Raw genomic sequence first — 21,577 nt, 5'->3', positions numbered from 1 at the left:
TTATGCCACCTCACTTAAGAATGCTTCTAAAAGTTCTACAATTAATGCGTTAGTATTTGAAGCTCCAGCAGTGATATCTGAATCAGCACCATCAATTGTTGCTTGAATATCTGCTTTTTCTAAACCAATAAATAATTCTAAGTATGCAATATTTTTATTTTTAAATCCTCCGCCTGTGTGATTGTAACTATCTGCTGGAAGATCGATTTTAACAATTTTATCATCTGCATCAAAATAGATGTTCATCACAATACTATCAGATTCACCATCTTGATAATCGCCACTGCCGGTTAAACTATACACATAACCAACAACATTTGATCCTTGGAGTACATTTGATTTAGATGTTACATAGTCAGTTGAAACAAAACTATTATCAACTTCTAATGTATAACCTTCGCCATATGCCTCATCAAGTGGATCAACAATCACTTCACCACCAGTTAAAGCATGAGCGGTTGCAACATCTGCAAGTAGCCCTTGCACTGTTGATAAACTACCTGTTGCACCTGAAATAAAATCGCCACTAGGCTCAAGAGCAGTGATGTTAGAGCCAACATATAAAGATAGATTTGTTCTCGTTCCAGGAACGTTCAATGTTTGTTCAATAGTAACAAATTGAGCACCGATAATTTTACCATCTAAACCTACACTCACAACTATCGTCATTTTTCCGTAGCTATTTGTTCCATAAACTTCATAAATATGGCCTAAGACATCATTACCTACATTATATCCTTTAGCAATACTTTGTATGCTTGTTGGATAATCCTCGGTAACTTCAATCTCATCAAAAGTATCAATACCTGGTAATACTTCTTCATATGCTTCAACTTTTGCTTTTAATAAATTGTCTGCAATGACTGGAGCCGTTACTGCATTTACACCACCAATGACAATACCACATGCAATAGAGATGACCATTAGTACAAACGTGTAATGAAGCATTGGTTTCTTTTCAAATAATTTTTTCATTATACAGCACCTCCTACACCAAAGTATACAATGAGGGCTAATGCGACAAATGCGACACCATAACCAATAAAGAAACTCGGTTTAAACTTATTGGTTGCCCATTGTGGGTAATCAATGAGTGGCACAAACATATTTGAGAATAGTAATGCAAAGGCAACTCCCTCTGGATAAGCACCGAACAATCTAATAATTACAACAAGTGAAGCAACTAATAAACCATAAATCCATCTACCTGGTCTTGTAACTGGAGATGTTACTGGATCGGTAATCATGAATACAGCTCCAAATAGAATACCACCTGAGAATAAGTGGAATAACATATAATCCATTGCTTGATCAGGATATAGTTTTAGTCCTGCAATAAGCATCAGCACTACAAATGTAACTAAAGATGAAACAATGACTCTATAGTCAGCAGATCTTCTAATTAATAAATAAACCATACCAATTAAAATAGCTAACGCACTAATTTCACCCATAGATCCTGGGATATTTCCCAAAAACATATCTAATAGCGGATAACTGTTCAGTGTATATGGAAATCCAGCGCCAGTTCTAATTGCGGTTAAAGCTGTACCACCAGCAATCATATCCACACCGACATATTTGCCAGTAAACATATCAGCTAAAGCAAGACCGATAAAAATACGTCCAGCAGCAGCAATATTGAAGATGTTTGAACCCATACCACCAAATAGCATTTTAGCAACAATAATACCGAATGCAGCACCCATAACTACCGCATAAATTGGTAACTTAGATGGAATGATCATTGCAAATATAATTGCACTTACAGCAGGAGCTGTTATGTTATTGATTGTATATTTTTCGTATCTTGATTTTAATCTTTCTATCCACTTATCTGCTTTTTTTGGTTTTTGCATCATACCAAAAGCAACAGCTTCTAAACCTATCATCACAACTAATGATACTAAAATTCTAACTACCGCATCCCAGCCAAATCGATAAATCGAAAAGATTACTACTGGCATTAGGGCAATCAAAACATCAGTCATCATACGTTTTGTACTTATGTCTTTACGAATATAAGGACTTGTTTGTTTTATTGCTTGCATCATCTCATCCTCCTATTTACTAGCAAAGCTTTTTGCTTTGCGCATATGATCAGTTAAATGTATCTTAGAAGGACATACAAAGGAACAAAGCCCACATTCAATACATTTATTAACTTCTAACTTCTTGAGCATATCTTTATCTCTAACCTTATATGCATTCATGATTTGAACTGGTTGAATTTCAACCGGACAAGAATAAACACACGATGCACAATGAACACATGGTTCTTCAATAAGTTTTTCTTCATTTTGAACAATAAGTGATGTTGTTGTGTGTGTCATTACAATATCATCTGCTGTAACATTAACACCCATCATTGGTCCACCTAAAATTAGAACTTTAGGTGTTTCAACATCTTTATAACCACCTGCTGATGCAATAAGTTCAGTCATGAGTGTACCAATTCTTGCTCTAAAGTTTTTGTTATGAATACCATTGCCACTTAAAGAGATGTATCTCTCAAGAACAGGTAAACGATGTCTAACAGCAGCATGAATGCTTGCTAAAGTTGAGACATTGAAGTTAAGTACCCCGTATTTAGAAAGAAGTTCTCCTTGTGGAATTTTTATACCTAAAGCATTTTTAATTGTCATTATTTCCCAACCTTGAGGATAGAAATTTCCGACAACTTGTACTTTAATGTCATACTGAGAAAACTCATGTAAACAGAACTCTAAACGCTCGCGAATTTCTTTATATTTTTTCTTGACTGCAATGACGCCTTTTTTAGCACCTGATGCTTTCATCGCAAAAATCAAACCTTCAATAACAGCTTTTGGATCTGTCATCATAAGTCCATAATCGCTTATTAGATTAGGTTCACATTCAACACCATTTGCTAGAACAACATCAATTTGATCTTTAGTGCCTAACTTGATGTATGATGGAAAAGCACTTCCTCCTAACCCAACTAACCCTGCCTCTTTAACAATCTCTACAAAATCCTCTTTTGTAAGTTGATCAATTTCAGCATCAGTACGATCTTTAATAGATTCATGGAGTTCATACTTAAAGTCGTTTTTAACGATTAAGCAGTCCACCATTTTGCCACTTTGATCGATATGTTTTTCGTTACCTAAAACTTCACCACTCACTGTTGCGTGCATGGGTTGTTCAAAAAACGCACCTTTTCTAGTTCCAATCACTTCTCCGATTTTAACAAACTGTCCACCGCGAACACATGTTTCACCTTCTGGACATCTCGCACTAGTCACAGGATAATATAAATATTTTGCTTCAGTATAATGTTCTATAGGAAGCTTTTTTAATTCTTTTTTACCATCAGGAATACATCTTGTCTTTGCTATCATTCCTTATTCTCCCTTCGTATATAATGGATATTTTTTTGTAAGTTTCAATACATCTTCATGTGCTTCACTTAATATTTTTTCATCATCATAATTGCTCAAAACATTGTCAATGATTTTCGCGATAATGTTCATATCTTCTTCTTTAAATCCTCTTGTCGTTACAGCTGGTGTACCAAGCCTAATTCCACTTGCATAATGTGGTTTTTCTGTATCAAATGGTAATCCATTCTTGTTACATGTGATTCCAATTTCATGAAGAACTGTTTCAGCTTTTAACCCTGTAACTCCATAATGAGATTTTACATCTACAAGGAGTAGGTGATTATCAGTTCCACCACTGACAACACGACATCCCAAATCAGTCAATGCTTTAGATAATGCTTTAGCATTTTTAACAACTTGTTTTTGATATTCTGTAAAACTTTCATCAAGTGCTTCTAAAAATGCAACACCTTTAGCTGCAATCACATGCATCAGTGGTCCACCCTGCATGCCCGGAAACACTGATTTATCGATTTTTTTAGCGACATCCTCATCATTTGTAAGAATAATACCACCACGTGGTCCTCTTAATGTTTTATGTGTTGTTGAAGTAACAACATGTGCATAAGGCATTGGTGATGGATGGATACCTGCTGCGACCAATCCAGCGATATGTGCCATATCAACATGTAGGTAGGCACCTACTTCATCAGCGATATCTCTAAACTTGCTAAAATCAATGATTCTAGAATATGAGCTAGCTCCTGCTATAATCAGTTTAGGTTTAACTTCTAAAGCAATACGTCTAACTTTATCATAATCTATCATTTCACTATCTTTATCAACACCGTAGAAATGACTCTTATAAAGCTTCCCAGAAAAATTTAAATGGAATCCATGAGTCAAATGCCCGCCTTCAGATAAAGACATACCTAAAATGACATCGCCTGGTTCCAACAGTGCTTGGTAAACTGCCATATTTGCTTGTGATCCAGAATGCGGTTGCACATTAACAAATTTAGCATCAAATAATCTTTTTAATCTTCTTTTTGTTTCAATTTCGATTTCATCAACAAATTCACAACCACCATAATATCTCTTTTTTGGATATCCTTCAGCATATTTATTTGTCAAAATCGACCCTTGCGCTTCTAATACTGCATCAGAAACAAAGTTTTCAGATGCGATTAACTCAATATTTTTTTCTTGTCTATTTTTCTCCTTTTCTATCACTTGATAGATTAAAGGATCAATGGTATTGAGGTTCATATTTTCCTCCTAGCGTAGTCTTCGACTTATTATAACATAATAAGAATTAAAAAAAAAGACAGTCTAAAGCATTTTCAGCTGACTATCTTTTGCGTTTATTAGGCCTATTTTATATCTTTTATAAGTATTACTTACCTTGTTTAACATTATAATAAACATCTTGTACATCATCGAGTTCATTTAGCATATCCATCAGTCTGTTAAACTGTTGTTCTTCATCTTCATTTGAAAGCTCTGTTTCCATTAAAGGAAGCCACATAATTTCTTCTGTGATAAAGTCTATATCAGGATTATGCTCTTGAAAAGCTGTTCTAATTTGATTAAAGTCTTTAGCTTCACCTAAAATTGTAACACCTTCTTCATCTGTTTCGATATCTGTAACATCGACATCATTTAAAACGAGTATTTCTAAGACTTCATCTTCAGATAATCCAGGTACTGTAAATACAGCTTGATGATTAAACTGATGTAATACAGAACCAGAAACACCTAACTTGCCACCTGTTTTAGTAAAACAGTTTCTTACCTCTGCGATGGTGCGATTCACATTGTCTGTTAAACATTCAACGATAAACATTGAATTTCCAGGTCCAAACCCTTCATATCTTGCTTCGGCATAACTATCTTCAGAACCACCTTTTGCTTTATCAATAGCTCTTTTGATAACGTCCGCACTGACTTGATCTTTTTTCGCTTTTTCGATCACACGTTTTAAAGATTGATTGAGTTCAGGATCAGGAACCCCATTCTTTGCTGCCATATAAATTTCTTTGCCATATTTAGCATATAATTTTGATTTTTGTGCTGCGGTCTTACCCATAGCAACCTTACGAACTTCAAACGCTCTTCCCATGTTTTTAAACCTTACTTTCCAAATTTTTTGTCGTATGTCTTTATGCTTTCAACGATAATTTTTTTTGCTGCTTCTTTACCTTCGATATCTAGAATATATGTTTTTTTACCTTCAAGTGATTTATACACCTCAAAGAAGTGTCCCATTTCTGTGAGTAAATGTGCAGGTAACTCGCTGATATCTTTGTATTGTGTTAATGATGGATCTCCAAATGGAATGGCAATGATCTTCTCATCGATTTCATCTGAATCAATCATCTTCATTACTCCAATAGGGTAACATTCAACAATTGATAAAGGTTCAATATCTTCTTGACAAAGAACTAAAACATCAAGTGGGTCATTATCTCCAGCATATGTTCTAGGAATAAATCCATAGTTTGCAGGATAATGCGTTGATGTGAACAATATACGATCTAAAATAATCATGCCTGTTTCCTTATCAAGTTCGTATTTTTTCTTTGATCCTTTAGAAATTTCAATACACGCAATAAACTTATCAGGTGTAATTCGTGACTTGCTTATGTCATGCCAAATATTCATATCATCCGTCTCCTTTTTAACACATTATTATTTTAGCATTATATTTAGAAAAAAAACACCCCAAAAAAGTGAAGGTGTTTTTTAGAAATATAGACGATGTTACTTATCCCACTATATCCCGCTTGTATGATAATTATCCGCATATCAATGCTACGTTAGCAAAACAACCCCTAAATGTTTATACAATCGTAGTCGAAATGTTAGGCATTTCGGTAGAAACGTTATCTCCATCTCAGATAACTTATACGAAAATCATATACAAAAACATTATAGCAATATCTTTATTCATTTGTAAAGCATATTTATGTAAAGAATCAATCTTCCTTAACGTGGTCTAGATAGAGTTCAAAAGTGTTTTCTAGCAAACTATGTATCGTCATTGGTCCAACACCTCCGGGTACTGGAGTCATGAAAGATACAAGATCTTTTAACGCTTCAAAATCTACATCTCCAACAAGTTTACCCTCTACTCGATTGACACCAACATCGATGATGATTGCGTCTTTTTTGACCATATCTTTTTTCACAATTTTCGGCTTGCCTACGGCAGCAACAATCAGATCAGCTTGTCTAGTATGATACCCTAAATCCTTAGTTTTAGAATGACAGACTGTGATCGTTGCTCCACGATCCATCAATAGCCTAGCGACTGGAAATCCCACAATATTAGACCTACCAATAATAACCGCATGCATACCTTTTGGATCAATAGCATACGTGTCTAAAAGGGTCATTATACCCTTAGGTGTAGCAGGATAAATGGTCTTCTTTTTTTGATATAAATATCCTTGATTAACGACATGAAAACCATCAGCATCTTTTTCTCTTGAGATCAAATCGATAAACATATCCTCATCCAAATGTTTCGGAATCGGTAATTGAAGTAAAATACCATCAACATTTTTGTCATGATTAAGCTGTTCTATCAATGTCTTTAATTCTTTTTCTGATACCATTTCATCAAGATGATACATTTCATTTTCAATTCCAACCAATTTACAAGCCTTATTTTTACCTTTTACATAGGAAAGACTTGCAGGATTGTTACCTACTAAAATAATCGCTAGCTTAGGCGGTCTCTTATAAGTGTCAATTGCTTTTTCGATATCTTCTTTTAATTTCAAGTTTCTTTCTTTACTTATTTTTTTTCCGTCTAATAAAATCAAATCTTTTCACCTCTAATCAATGAGGTTTCCCTCTTCATCTAATTCCATATCAAGTGCACGTGGTGTTTTATTTAATCCTGGCATTACCATAATACCTTTGGTTAAAGCAACTAAGAACCCAGCACCCATAGATGGTCTAATTTCTTTGATTTCTAGCGTGAAATCTTTAACAAGTCCGACTTTTTTTGAATCTCCTGAAATAGATAGTGGAGTTTTTGCCATACATACAGGTAAATTCCATCCCAATTTTTCATAAGTTTCAAGTTGTCTTAACGCTTTATCTGAAAAATCTACATTTTTAGCACCATAGATGTTTTTAGCAATTTTTTCAATCTTAACTTTAGGTAAATCATTTTCTTCATAAGCATGTTTTAAAACTGATGATTTTTGTGTGATTTTAACGATTTTTTCTGCCAAATCAACCATACCTAATCCACCTTCTGCAAACCCTTTACATAATGCAACTTCGTGATTGTTTTCTTTAGCCCAGTTCATTACAACTTCTATCTCTTCATCTGTGTCGTTATAGAAATGATTTAGAGCAATCACATAATTCATACCATATGCTTTTACATTTTCTAGATGCTTAGCCAATAAAGGTAATCCTTTTTGTAGAGCTTCAACGTCTTTTTCATTAAAATTTTTAGCATTGCCATGAGATTTTAATGCTCTTATGGTTGCTACCACAACAACCGCATCAGGTGATTTTGAGATATGTGGTACTTTTAAATCTAAGAATTTTTGCATGCCTAAATCAGCACCAAAACCAGCTTCTGTAACTGCGTAATCACCTAGTTTTAAAGCCATTTTTGTTGCAACCACACTGTTACATCCATGTGCAATGTTGGCAAAAGGGCCAGCATGTATAAATGTTGGAACACCATCAATTGTTTGAACTAAATTTGGATTCATCGCTTCTTTTAATAAAAGCGTCATAGCATCTGCTCCACCCAAATCTTTTACAAAAATTGGTTCCTGGTCTTCGTTATACCCAATCAAGATTTCATTTATTCGTCTTTTTAAGTCATTCAAATCTGTAGCAAGTGCCAAAATCGCCATCACTTCACTAGCTGCTGTAATCACGAATCCATCTTTTCTAATTGGTGTATCAATTGTTCTTAAACTACGATCATTCATGTCCATCGCACGTTTCCAAGTTACAGTCTTAATTCTTAACTCGTTCCCGTGATGCATATGGTTATCAATCAATGCACTTAAAAGATTATTTGCAGCAGTAATCGCATGCAAATCTCCCGTAAAATGCAAATTAATATCATCGATAGGTACAACACTTGATTTTCCTCCACCTGTCGCCCCACCTTTAAGTCCGAATACCGGTCCCAAACTTGGTTCCCTAAGTGCTAAAAACGGACGTTTACCAATCTCTTTTAATCCTTGTGCTAACCCAATAGAAATTGTTGTTTTTCCTTCTCCTGCTGGTGTCGGATTGATTGCTGTAACTAAAACAAGTTTGCCATCTTCTTTTTGTTTTAGTCTATTCATTATTTTTAAGTCAATTTTGGCTTTATAAAAACCAAAAGGTATACACTCTTCAGATTGTACACCTATCTTTGCACATAACTCAGTAATCTTTTGCATAATAAGCCTCCCTAAATAAAAAAGTATCTTTGCTCTAAGATACTTTTATTATAACATAGATTTTATTTTGCGAAATGATAGTTGTTTGTCAAAATCATTTGTGCTTTTTTTACCATTTGATCAGTCGGTTCTTCGATGTGTTCAAGTTCGTATTTCAAACCCATAGCTTTCCATTTTGCAATACCTTTTTTATGATACGCTAATACTTCTATTTTTTTTATATTGCTAAGTTGATCTAAGAAGTCTCTCAATCTTTTTAAGTAAATCTCTTGATCGTTTATTGTCGGTAATAACACATGTCTGATAACCGTTTCTACTTTTAAATCACTTAGTAACTTTGCAAATTTTAATACATTTTGATTACTGCTTTTTGTAAGTTTTATGTGCTCATCTTCATCAATGTGCTTGATATCTAAGAGGACCAAATCTGTATGAGCTAATAAATTTTTATACGCTTCTATTTGCTTATCACTATAACACCCTGCTGATGTATCTAAACATGTATGAATGTTTCTCTCTTTAGCTTTTTTAAATAATTCAGTAATAAATCCGATTTGTAATAAAGCTTCTCCACCACTTACAGTAATACCTCCATTTTTATAAAAATGGCTGTATCTCTCGAAATCATGTAAAACTTCATCAACTGTCATACGTTTATTTTCTTCTGTGCTCCATGTATCTCTATTATGACAATATTGACATTGAAATGGGCATCCTTGTAGAAAAAGTACGTATCTAACACCAGGACCGTCAAATGTCCCAAATGTTTCAATAGAGTGAATATTTCCTGTAAATAAATTTTTATACAGATTCATGGAATGTTCTTGAAATAACCTCACGTTTTTGTTCATCTGTTAAATTCGAGAAGTTAACAGCGTAACCAGAAACTCTAATCGTAAGATTAGGGTATTTCTCTGGGTGTTTATATGCATCTTCTAACATTTCTCTATTGAAGATGTTTACATTCAAGTGATATCCACCACTTCTAAAGTATCCATCTAATATTTGCACTAAGTTTTCTACTTTTATATCGCCTTCATATGTGAACCCATCAGAACTCTCTAAGCTCTTACCTAGAGCATCAGGAATCATCGTGAATGTGTTAGAGATTCCGTCTTGGCAACTTTCACAAGGGATTTTTGAGACACTTAATAATGATTTTAATGCCCCTGATTTATCTCTTCCATGCATTGGATTAGCTCCTGGAGCAAAAGCTTCACCTTTTCTTCTACCATCAGGTGTATTACCTGTTTTTTTACCATATACTACATTAGAGGTAATCGTTAAAATACTCATTGTTGGTACTGATTCTCTATATGTATATTCTTTTCTTAACTTACTCATGAAACGCTCAACAATATCAACTGCTAAATGATCTACTCGATCATCATTGTTTCCGTAATATGGGAACTCACCTTGAATATCAAAATCAGTGATGATACCTCGATCGTCATAAATTGGTTTTACTTGAGCATACTTGATTGCTGATAGTGAATCTGCAACTACTGAAAGTCCAGCGATACCTGTTGCAAAGTTTCTTTTAACTTCTGCATCATGAAGCGCCATTTGCAATCTTTCATATGCATATTTATCATGCATGTAATGAATAATGTTAAGTGCACTCACATACGTTTTTGATAACCAATCTAGCATGATATCAAATTTTTCCATCACTTGATCAAAATCTAACACTTCAGCTTTAATAGGTTCAAATGCTGGAGAAACTTGGTCACCCGTAATTTCATCTTTCCCACCATTTAGTGCATAAAGTAGAGCTTTTGCTAAGTTAGCTCTAGCCCCGAAGAATTGCATTTCTTTTCCTAATGCCATCGGAGATACACAACATGCAATACCATAATCATCTCCATGATTTGGTCTCATTTGATCATCGTTCTCATATTGAATAGAACTTGTGTCAATACTTACTTTACCACAGAACTTTTTGAAATTTTCTGGTAAATCGTTATGCCATAACACAGTTAAATTAGGTTCTGCAGAAGTGCCTAAATTATATAAAGTTTGTAAATATCTATATGTGTTTTTTGTAACCCATGATCTACCGTCATTATTCATACCAGCCAAACTTTCAGTGACCCATGTTGGATCCCCTGTGAATAATTCATTATACTCAGGTGTTCTAGCAAATCTAATCATACGTAGTTTCATGATGAAATGGTCAATCAACTCTTGTGCTTCAACTTCAGTTAAAACACCTTCTTCTAAATCTCTTTCAATATAAATATCTAAGAAAGATGCTGTTCTACCTAAACTCATAGCAGCACCATTTTGCTCTTTAACAGCTCCTAAATAAGCAAAGTACGTCCATTGAACAGCTTCTGTAGCATTAGCAGCAGGCTTAGAAATATCAAAACCATATGATAAAGCCATTGCTTTCAACATATCTAATGCTTTAATTTGATCTTGAATTTCTTCTCTTAATCTAATGTTTTTTTCATTTAATGGGTATGCATAACGTGTTTTTTCTTTTTTCTTTGCTTCAATGAGTCGATCAACACCATATAAAGCAACACGTCGATAATCACCAATAATACGACCTCTACCATATCCATCAGGAAGTCCTGTTACAATTCCAGAACGACGCGCACGTCTAATATCAGCATTGTAAACATCAAAAACACCTTGATTATGTGTTTTTCTATATTCACTAAAAATGAATTTAGTTTCATCATCAACATGATAACCATATGATTCTGCAGCTTTCACTGCAACATTAATACCACCAAATGGGTGGAACGCTCTTTTAAATGGCTTATCCGTTTGTAAACCTACAATCTTTTCTAAATCTTTATCGATATAACCAGGACCGTGGGATGTTAGCGTAGCTGCAACTTTTGTATCAAGTTCAATCACGCCACCCTTTTGTTTTTCTTCTTCTAAAAAGCCATAAAACATTTCATTTAATTTTAAACTACTTTGTGTTGGACCTTGTAAAAAAGATGAATCTCCTAAATATTCTTTATAATTTAAAGACATAAAGTCTCTAACATTGATTTCTTCATTCCATGTGCCTTGCACAAACTTTCTCCAAGCAGACATAAAAAATACCTCCTATATTATTGAATTTTTATCGCTTTAAGATACTTCTATTATATATGTATATATATACATATTTTATTGAAAACGTTTTCGAATTTCAATGAAAACGTTTTTGAATATTTAAATAGGCGATTGCCTTTGTCTTAAGAAAAAGATATAATACAAGCGTATGCGCACGCATACTTAAGGAGGTATACCCATGAACATTTCTAAATTAAGAAAAATATTATCAATTTAAAGCTCATACGATTATTTAGAAAATAACCGCTACGAGCAGTTTGCTTTAGAATATAAAAGAGGTACATATATGGATCAAGCAATACTCGTCGGTTTAAATGTTGATCAAAATGAAAAAAGTGTTCATAAGTCACTTGATGAACTCGAACACTTAGCACTCGCTCTGGGTATAAAAACAAAAGAAAAAGTTGTACAAAATGCTAAACACATCACACCTAAGTACTATATAGGCAGTGGAAAAGTTCAAGAAATCAAAAAGATGATAGAAATCTTGAATGCCGATATGGTCATTTTCGATGATACTTTATCACCAGCTCAGCTAAAACATCTAGAAAAAGATCTAGATACACAAATTATGGATCGTAGTTTTCTTATCATGTCTATTTTCGCACTTCGTGCACAAACCAAAGAAGCAAAACTCGAAGTGGCACTTGCACAAAAAAACTATATGCTCCCTAGACTTATAGGTCTTGGTAATACGTTATCAAGACAAGGCGGTGGAACATTTAATGCAAAAGGACCTGGTGAAACAAAACTTGAATTAGATCGTAGAAAATTATTAAGAGAAATCTATCAAATCAAACAAGAATTAGAAAAAATTAAACAAGAAAAGGCAGTCTCCAGAAAAAAACGTGTTCAAAATCAAATCCCAGTTGTTGCACTTGTAGGGTATACAAATGCTGGTAAGTCTTCACTTATGAATAGTTTAAGTGAGCTGTTAGGACATGATTCTGATAAAGTTTTAGAAAAAGATATGTTGTTTGCGACATTATCTACAAAGGCCAAAAAATTACAAAAGGAAAACATGCCACCATTTATTTTAATTGACACAGTAGGGTTTGTTAACAAACTACCTCATGAGTTAATTCGATCATTTGAATCCACGTTAAGTGACGTGATTCATGCTGATTTACTCATTCATGTTGTCGATGGTGCATATTTTGATCCAATGCAGATTGATGTAACAAAAGATGTACTTCAATCCATTGGAGCAGATGAAATAGAGAGACTTTTGGTACTTACAAAAAAAGAAATCGCACCATATTATCCATCTGTTGATGATGACTATATCTTTGTTTCTAATAGAACCAAAGAAAATATCGATATCCTTATCGATGCAATTTATGGACATCTTTATAAAGAAAGCCGTATTCAATATTTACATATCCCATTTGATGATGGACATATTTTCTCACAATTAAAAGATAATAATACAATCTTAGAAACCAGATTTGAAGCTGATGGTACTTACGTCAAAACAATTTTAACTCCAGAGCAAGTTAAACTATATAAAAAATATCTATTTGATAACAAAAAGTAAACCAAATATAAAAACAAGCACAAGTGATAATCAATCTTGTGCTTTTTCTTTATCTTTAATTTCTTTAAAATATGTCTTAACGTCTGATATAAACTCTTCTTTTGTGTGAATGTGAGAAAGTTTTTTTCTTAAGTGCGAAGCATTAGGAATGCCTTTTAAATACCAAGGACCATGACTTCTCATTTCTAAACAAGCAACGTGTTCACCTTTGAGTTCGACTAAAGATTCAAAATGATAAATCATCATTTCTTCTATTTCATCAAATGTTGGTTTATCCAATACAGTTCCATCTTTAAGATAAGCTTCAACTTCTCTAAAAATCCACGGGTTTCCCAAAGCAGCTCTTCCTATCATCACTGCATCACAGCCTGTATAATCGAGCATGTATTTAGCAGATGGACCATCAACGACATCACCATTGCCAATGACAGGAATACTCACAGCTTCTTTTACAGCTTTGATCACATCTAAATCTGCTTTACCAGAATATCCTTGAGATCTAGTCCTAGCGTGCACAGTGATTAAAGATGCTCCAGCATCTTCAATTTTTTTAGCAACTTCAACTGCATTTACGCTATTAAAGTCCCAACCACTTCTAATTTTTACAGATACAGGTTTCTTTACTTTTTTTACGATTTCACTCACGATATCATAAATTTTATCTGGATTTTTCATCAGTGATGCCCCGGCTTGAGCTTTGACTGCAACTTTTGGAACCGGACACCCCATATTAATGTCAATGATGTCACAATTTGAATATTGATCGATATACATAGCTGCATCAACCATTGTTTCTAAATCAGAACCAAAAACTTGTTGAGCCATTGGCTTTTCATAGTCAGTCATATATAGTAAATTTAGTGTTTTTTCATTTTTATGAAGCAACCCTTTATCAGATACCATTTCAGCAAAAACAAGTCCTGCACCATATTTTCTTGCAAGGACTCTAAACGCACTATTGGATACACCTGCCATAGGTGCCAATATGATTTTGTTTTTAATTTCTAAATCTTTTATTTTAAATGCCACAAAAATCACCTGATTTATTGTATCATATATAAAGATTAGTTTCAATTATGCTACAATAACTATGAAAAGGAATGATATAACATGAATGATTATGCTTTAATCGCTACAGCTTATAACAAATCTGTAAGAATATATGTATCAACAACAACTGAACTCGTTGAAGAGGCTCGAAAAATTCACAAAACATGGCCAACAGCTACTGCTGCATTTGGGCGTTTTTTAACCGTATCTGCCATGATGGGCCTGATGTATAAGAAGGGTGAACGCATTACTTTAAAAATAAAAAGTGATGGTCCGATCTCGAACATGCTTGTAGAAGCAAATCCAGAAGGAGAAGTTAGAGGAGAAATCAACAATCCCGAAGTTTATATCAAATATGAAGACGGACCTAAAAAAGGAAAGCTTAATGTAGGTTCTGCAGTAGGTCCTGGGTTCTTATATGTCACCAAAGATTTAAACATGAAAGAATACTTCACTTCTTCATCCCAACTTCAAACAGGTGAAATAGGTGATGATTTTACTTACTACTTCGCATTAAGTGAACAAGTGCCTTCTTCTGTAGGGTTAGGTGTATTAGTCAATGTCGATCAAACTGTCTTAGCAAGTGGTGGTTATATTTTACAGCTCATGCCAAATGTTAGTGAAGACACCATTCAACATCTAGAAAGAGTTATAAGCACTCTACCTCCAATCACAACACTTATTCATGACGGCAAAACACCTGAAGAAATATTAACGATGCTGTCAGATAATACACATCAAATATTAGATAAAAAAACTTTGAGTTACGCATGTCATTGTAGTAAAGAAGGATTTAGTAAGTCATTATCTGCATTAGATGAAGACACCATGCATGATTTAATACATGAAGATGAAGGTGCAGAAATTATTTGTCATTTCTGTCATAAAAAATATCATTTTTCAAAAGAAGAACTCGAAGTCATCAACACTTCAAGAAAAAGTAAAGGGGTCAAATCATGACCCCTTTTGTTTAGAACTCGATTGGTTTTTCTTCTGATATAATTCTTGTCATTAAATCGTCTGTAATTTTTTGATACATTTTAGCATCAATTTTATAATACATACGATAAATGATATATGATAGTAAAATTAAAATAAGTGGGATAACTATCATTGATGTTCTAAGTCCTAATAACATATCATCATTAACTAGACTCGCAATTAAAGTTCTAACTTCTGATGTTTCCATATCTGGATTTGCGTTGACTGTATCAGTTACAGGTTTGATCACTTTTTCATTTAAACCCGAAAAAGCTAAAGTCATCGTAACGATAATATTTTGAAAAGCTGTAGCTAGTTTTGTAACAAATGGATTAATTGAAAAGACAACGCTATCGTTTCTTGTACCTAGTTTCCATTGTCCATACTCAATGGTATCAGCTAACATAACTAAAACTAAAACTTGAATAAATCCTTGTCCACTAAACAACACCAATCCAGCAATGCCTATAAAAAGCATATTCATTGGTAAGACATATTTTACACTCATAAATAATATATAGCCTATAACAACTAAAATAATACCAAGTGTGAATACTTTTTTTCTTCCAATTTTTCTTGCAAGTACCGGAAATAAACCGATAGCTGTTAATTGGCTTACTGCAAGGATTCCCGAGAATAACATGAACTCTATACCGCCATATCGATTAAAATCATAATCGAAGAAATAAATACCCAAAGCAGTGGTGATAAAGTATCCTGTATTAAACAAAAGGATCGCAATAATTATGACAACTAATTGATCATTTTTAAAGATTATTTTTAACAAATCTTTAAAAGGAGTTTTTTGTTGTTCTACATGTGTAATCGCATTCTTAGGCTCTTTTACACCAAAGAAGACCATGACTTGTGAACCGATAAAGATGAGTCCTATAACGATAGCTAAAATCGTAAAAGCTTCTTTTGGACCCCCACCATAGTTCTGATAAAAAATAGGTACGAATGCAATCACAATAAACATCCCAAGACTAGCAAAAATTCTTGCTAATGCACCAATGCTTTCTCTTTCTTTTGGATCTGTCGTAAAACTTGGATACATGGACCAATAACTAATATCATTCATTGTAAAGGTCATGCCTGATAAAACATAAAGAACTGCAAATACTAAAACAAATAGCCACCCTGTAATCCCATAATCTTGAAACAATAGAAAGAACACAACAGCTGAACTGATTGCTCCAATCAAGAGCCAGGGTTTAAACTTTCCAAACCGGCTTCTGGTATTGTCAATGATAATTCCCATGAAAGTATCATTGATTGCGTCCCATACTCTTGCAACTGCAATAACAATACCCACTGCTACTAATTCCCAATCAGGAAGACCTACTGCATTTGTTAAAAACACTAATAAATATGTACTATATAAAGCATACATCATGTCTCTTCCAATAGCTGCAGTTGTATATCTATATTTCGAACCTTTATCAAATTTTTGTATGACTGCCATCTCTAATTCTCCCTATTTTTTCTAAGTTTTTTTAACCCTTTAATCACTTTTAAATTCAATATATCTACAATACCTAATGCTTGATACAATGAAATCTTTTGGTTACTAAATAATGCAAGCATTCGTATTGGTGTTTCTAGTAAAGATTTTCTAATGACTTCTCTCATGGCAGGATCTGCTGTTTTTTTAGCTTCCTTAGATGCCATATTCAATAAAATTTTACTGAGAATTTTACCAATCAAAGTATGATTGGTTTCTTTTAATGTTGTAGAAAGTGTGTAAGGTCTTTTTTTCTTCACATGCTTTAAAGGTAAATCATCTTGATATATTTTTTGAAAATCTGAGGGGTTGTATTCATATTGATTATATGAGTTCAACATATGTTTAATTTCTTTGCCATCGATGTGAACATCTACTTGATCAATGACGAGTCCTGCATGTTTACATAGTTCAATTTGATAATCTCCAGTTTCAACAATAAATCTTTTTTGATAGATGTCATAAAAACTGAAATCTTTTTGACTTAAGTGAAATTTAACTTCTTTAACTTCATCAGGCTTAAGTTCAATTTTCTCAAACGCTCTTAACTCTCGTTTAGCTCTGAAAACACTTGACTCTTGACCAGAGGTGAATATCATTACCACTTCTTTTCCAACCATTTTACCTTTGTTTTTTACTGAAACGGAAATATCATATCCTTCATCTGTCTCTACAACTTTAAAGTCTTTATATCCAAAAGAAGTGTAGCTTAATCCATGTCCAAAATGATATCTCACTGGTTTTCTAAATGTCTCATAATATCGATATCCTACATAAATCGATTCATCATAATAAGTTGCATGATTATCATCTGATATCTGAACGTTGCACATTGACTTATCATCTATCCATGTTTCAGCCAATCGACCCGATGGATTTACTCTACCATATAATATATCCATGATTGCAAGTGCAGATGCTTGTCCACCAAGATAACTAATTAAACATGCTTTTGAATCCTCAAAAGGTTTTAAATTAACAACTGAACCACTTAAAACAACTACAACTACATTTTGGTTTATAGATATTATTTTTTTAAATAAATCAACTTGATTCTTAGGTAAGTCAAGATGATCTCTGTCAAATCCTTCTGTTTCCAGTTGTTCAGGTACTCCAATAATATAAACAACTTTTCTAACTTGGTTTGCTAACTCAAGTGCTTCTTTTTCTAGTTTGAGATCTATGCGATCATGATCTATACTAAACCCTTTAGCACATTTAACTAAACTTGAATAATTACTTGCGATATCTTTAATTTCAGCAACCTCATATGCATTGACATGTGAACTCCCTCCACCTTGATACCTCATGTGATCATAAAAGCCAGATATAATTGCAACATTTTCTTTTTCACTTAATGGCAATATACCTTCATTTTTTGCTAATACCATAGATTCTCTAGCTATATATCTCGCTTGTTCGTTTTGCTTTTTGAAATCAATGTCATATGCATCAACTTTTTTATATTTTTTCACCAAGTTTGTGATACGATTTGCAGATGCTTCTATTTCATTTCTTAAAACCTCATCATCTACGCTATCTTTTCTTAATTGATTTGTCCAAAATCCTCGACTTGATGGCATTTCTAAATCTAGTGTTTGTTTAACACTAGCTGTTCTATCGTTGATAGCACCCCAGTCGCTAACGATTACACCTTGATATTTCCACTCTTTTCTTACCAAATCTTTTAACATCGGATGTTCAGTCATATAAGTACCATTTAGTTTATTATAACTTGCCATCATACTTGCTGGATTTTCTTTTAAAACGCGTTGAAAACCTTTATAATAAATTTCATTTAATGCTCGATCATCAACAATACTATCGATAGTAAATCTATTTTTTTCTTGATTATTGCAGATAAAATGTTTAACTGATGTTCCTACATTCATATCTTCAACGCCACGTACGTATGCTGCACCAAGTTCTCCTGATACTAGTGGGTCTTCTGAAAAGTACTCGAAATTTCTACCACATAATGGTGTGCGTTTGATGTTTATACCGGGTCCCAATACCATTTGAACACCAAAATGAAGTGCTTCTTTAGCAATATTTTCTCCAAGTTTTTTTAATAAATTCCTATCAAAAGAGCATGCGGTTAAACTAGCAGTTGGATAGCATGTGGTTTTAACACTACCTTTTGCACCAATCGTATCATTCATGTCCACTTGAAGTCTAATACCATGTGGCCCATCAGTCATAAGTAAACTATCAAGTTCACCTAAAGGTTTTGTATGCCATACATCTAATCCATCTAATAATTTAATTTTTTCATCAAATGATAAATTCATTTCACAGTCACCTCTGTTTCCATGATTTGATTTCTAACTTTTATTTTAATTTTTCCTTGCCCTTTGCTCTTAGATTTTATCCAAAATGCTAACTGTCCAGATATCAATGTTTGCATGCTTGGACCAATAAGTTCTATTGCTCCACTCACGTGAATTTCAACTGGATCAAATGCATACTCTTTGATTTGTTTGAAATTGTCATGTGCTACAAGTTCATATCTTAATGTGTCATATGTTTCTTCAATAGCCATATAATTTCTTGAACTAGATAATGTTATGTTAAACGACTCGTCATGGGTTTTAATCACTTCTTTAACTTTAACATCTTCTTTGTATCCTTCAAACTTGTATGATACGTTCTTATTTCCCCATCCACTTGTGTACTTATAAAATAATTGTACACCATCATCAAAGCTCATGCGATATTTTTTTAAAAGTAACCCCATTTGAACTTTATATTTTAAAGGTAATTTAGGCCCGTTTTGTGTGACATACTTAATAATTTTTTTGACTTTATTCGCATCTTTTATCGCCATGTTTTCTTGTTCAGAGATTAAATCTCCTATAAAATCATTAATAATCATTGGTGGATGTTTTAAATGAGGATAGATATCATGACTTGGATAATAAGTGCCTACATATTGATCATTCTTATAAAGCTTAAGATAATCTAGATTTGTAAATACATAAACCTCATCCAGGTATCCTCCAGGATATTCTCCAATCTTCATCGATGAAGAAATCTCTAATACAAACGGATGGTCTTTTTGTGATAAATAGCTATATGATGCCATTTTAGGCATTCTATGGATATCTGTTACACCATGATAACATATACCATCGATGCTTCCAAATGCTGGATGTGTTTGATAGTCACTCATCACCCATCCAATTGCACCTGATATACCATTATTTTCTTCTCTTGCATCATTAATGACTTTTAAATGTCTTTTAGCTTGTGCTAGTCTGATCATTTCAGAGTCAAAAGGTTTTGTTGGAAACATGTGTCCATTATGTTCAGTGATTAGGTAAGGCGCATCACTTTTGGTAATTGATTTTTTATCTTGAATTGATTTGACTTCGTTATATTTAGTAAAGTCATTAAACGTATAGACATCTTCTAATAACTCACTATGTTCAAAATTTCTTATACCCCCAGTTTGTCTATATGGATCTAATGATTTTGCAATCTCATTGGTTTGTACATAAAAGTCATGATCATCTTGTGACTCATTGATTCTTACTCCCCACATACATATAGATGGATGGTTTCTATCTCTAAGAATCATTTCTTTAAGTGAGTTATACGTTATTCTTTTAAACTCATCATCCCCAATGAACTGCCATCCTGGAATTTCTTCTAAGACAAGAAGTCCAATTTCATCAGCACGATCTAAAAAATGCTTTGAACATGGGTAATGTGATGATCTTACGATATCAACACCTAGTTTTCTCTTTAAGATATCAGCGTCATCCTTTTGTGCACCTTTTGGCATTGCATATCCTTGATACGGGTAAGATTGATGCCTATTTAATCCCATAAGTTTACGTTTCTCTCCATTGATATAAAATCCGTCAGGATTAAAAACCAAACTTCTAAATCCAAACTTATGCTTATATACATCATATACATGATCATTTATTTTATATGTTAAAACAACCTCATATAAATAAGGATTATCTATGTGCCAAAGTTTCTTTTGATCCAATTCTATTTCAATCATTGACGATTCATGCTTGATGTGAAATGTTTCTGATTTGACTTTCTTTTTTTCAACATCATATATATCAACAAATATCTCACCTTCCTGATGAGAAGTTGTTACTTCTATGGTTAGTTGATTGTTTAATAATGGTTGTTCTGCATACATAAATGCATCTTTGATATGATATTGATCAATAAGATCTAAATAGACTTCTCGGTATATCCCAACATATCCTAAATAATCAACAACACCACCAAATGGTGGTACATGAGCTCTCTCAATCCCTGATACAATGACCATAACATCTTGAATGTCCTTACTCATATCTACATAAGGTGTTATATCTAAACGATATGGGGTATACCCACTCATATGATGCCCAACTTTTTTTTGATTAATATATATATCACTTTCGATGGCTACACCATCAAATTGCAAGATATATTGATCGTGATTTTTTAAGTGATCTGATTTCAAAGGATAGTAATATGTAAACTTTTGCTCAATATTTTCAATTTTAAAGTAATTATTATAAAGATCAATCGGTTGATGTGGGATATCAACTTCTTGATAAGTTTTTATATCGATTTGTTTTAAATCACTTGCATCAAATGGTTTAACATACCAAGAAAAATTAATTGGAAGTTTTTGTCTCAT

Annotated in this window: 16 protein-coding genes and 1 other annotated feature; of the genes, 2 read left to right on the top strand and 14 right to left on the bottom strand. The window is 33.3% G+C overall.

The window, feature by feature from the left end; genetic code table 11:
* The 10 genes from BK011_00870 to BK011_00825 all read right to left on the bottom strand — a co-directional run bounded on the left by BK011_00870 (position 1) and on the right by BK011_00825 (position 11,830).
* A complete protein-coding gene (locus BK011_00870) occupies positions 1-975 on the bottom strand; it encodes a hypothetical protein (protein AUD64309.1) in 975 nt (324 codons plus the stop codon).
* Positions 975-2,051 (bottom strand): hypothetical protein, encoded by a 1,077-nt coding sequence (locus tag BK011_00865; GenBank protein ID AUD64308.1) that lies wholly within the window; start codon positions 2,049-2,051, stop codon positions 975-977. Before BK011_00865 ends, BK011_00870 begins: the two co-directional genes overlap by 1 nt.
* Before the next feature lie 12 nt (positions 2,052-2,063).
* Positions 2,064-3,362 (bottom strand): hypothetical protein, encoded by a 1,299-nt coding sequence (locus BK011_00860; protein ID AUD64307.1) that lies wholly within the window; start codon positions 3,360-3,362, stop codon positions 2,064-2,066.
* A gap of 3 nt (positions 3,363-3,365) precedes the next feature.
* Positions 3,366-4,613 carry a serine hydroxymethyltransferase gene (gene glyA, locus BK011_00855; GenBank protein ID AUD64306.1) on the bottom strand — a complete coding sequence of 416 codons (1,248 nt, stop codon included), beginning with the start codon at positions 4,611-4,613 and terminating at the stop codon, positions 3,366-3,368.
* Between the two features lie 127 nt (positions 4,614-4,740).
* On the bottom strand, positions 4,741-5,466 hold the full coding sequence (locus BK011_00850; protein AUD64305.1) for a transcriptional regulator: 726 nt from the start codon (positions 5,464-5,466) through the stop codon (positions 4,741-4,743).
* An 11-nt stretch (positions 5,467-5,477) separates the two neighbouring features.
* A complete protein-coding gene (locus BK011_00845; protein ID AUD64304.1) occupies positions 5,478-6,008 on the bottom strand; it encodes an inorganic pyrophosphatase in 531 nt (176 codons plus the stop codon).
* Between the two features lie 169 nt (positions 6,009-6,177).
* Positions 6,178-6,277: a binding site (purine riboswitch), on the bottom strand.
* Positions 6,278-6,322: 45 nt separating this feature from the next.
* A complete protein-coding gene (locus BK011_00840) occupies positions 6,323-7,174 on the bottom strand; it encodes a bifunctional methylenetetrahydrofolate dehydrogenase/methenyltetrahydrofolate cyclohydrolase (GenBank protein ID AUD64303.1) in 852 nt (283 codons plus the stop codon).
* A gap of 12 nt (positions 7,175-7,186) precedes the next feature.
* A complete protein-coding gene (locus BK011_00835) occupies positions 7,187-8,773 on the bottom strand; it encodes a formate--tetrahydrofolate ligase (GenBank protein AUD64302.1) in 1,587 nt (528 codons plus the stop codon).
* A 62-nt stretch (positions 8,774-8,835) separates the two neighbouring features.
* Entirely contained in the window at positions 8,836-9,588 is a 753-nt protein-coding gene (locus BK011_00830) for a pyruvate formate-lyase 1-activating enzyme (protein AUD64301.1), read from the bottom strand.
* Positions 9,575-11,830 carry a formate C-acetyltransferase gene (locus BK011_00825; GenBank protein ID AUD64300.1) on the bottom strand — a complete coding sequence of 752 codons (2,256 nt, stop codon included), beginning with the start codon at positions 11,828-11,830 and terminating at the stop codon, positions 9,575-9,577. Before BK011_00825 ends, BK011_00830 begins: the two co-directional genes overlap by 14 nt.
* Positions 11,831-12,137: 307 nt before the next feature.
* Here BK011_00825 and BK011_00820 point away from each other — a divergent pair, with 307 nt between their 5' ends.
* Complete coding sequence (locus tag BK011_00820; GenBank protein ID AUD64299.1) at positions 12,138-13,388, top strand: GTPase HflX; 1,251 nt, start codon at positions 12,138-12,140, stop codon at positions 13,386-13,388.
* A gap of 30 nt (positions 13,389-13,418) precedes the next feature.
* On the opposite strand, the gene BK011_00815 is transcribed toward BK011_00820, so the two are convergent.
* The gene (locus tag BK011_00815; GenBank protein AUD66106.1) at positions 13,419-14,363 is read right to left on the bottom strand and encodes a tRNA dihydrouridine synthase DusB; all 945 of its coding nucleotides are present in this window, start codon (positions 14,361-14,363) and stop codon (positions 13,419-13,421) included.
* Positions 14,364-14,498: 135 nt separating this feature from the next.
* On the opposite strand from BK011_00815, the gene BK011_00810 reads away from it, so the two are divergent.
* A complete protein-coding gene (locus BK011_00810; GenBank protein AUD64298.1) occupies positions 14,499-15,398 on the top strand; it encodes a hypothetical protein in 900 nt (299 codons plus the stop codon).
* Between the two features lie 10 nt (positions 15,399-15,408).
* Here BK011_00810 and BK011_00805 read toward each other — a convergent pair whose 3' ends face one another.
* The 3 genes from BK011_00805 to BK011_00795 are packed head-to-tail and all read right to left on the bottom strand — an operon-like array spanning position 15,409 to position 21,577.
* Complete coding sequence (locus BK011_00805; protein AUD64297.1) at positions 15,409-16,884, bottom strand: hypothetical protein; 1,476 nt, start codon at positions 16,882-16,884, stop codon at positions 15,409-15,411.
* A 2-nt stretch (positions 16,885-16,886) separates the two neighbouring features.
* Positions 16,887-19,214, bottom strand: coding sequence for a hypothetical protein (locus tag BK011_00800; GenBank protein ID AUD64296.1), 2,328 nt, complete (start codon positions 19,212-19,214; stop codon positions 16,887-16,889).
* The gene (locus BK011_00795; GenBank protein ID AUD64295.1) at positions 19,211-21,577 is read right to left on the bottom strand and encodes a hypothetical protein; all 2,367 of its coding nucleotides are present in this window, start codon (positions 21,575-21,577) and stop codon (positions 19,211-19,213) included. The genes BK011_00800 and BK011_00795 overlap by 4 nt, the downstream gene beginning before the upstream one ends.

Source organism: Tenericutes bacterium MZ-XQ (assembly GCA_002838205.1).
In the GTDB taxonomy this organism is placed as follows: Bacteria; Bacillota_I; Bacilli_A; order Acholeplasmatales; family Acholeplasmataceae; genus Mariniplasma.
Note: the sequence above shows the minus strand (reverse complement) of the source record. Positions and strands in the feature narration are given on the sequence as shown.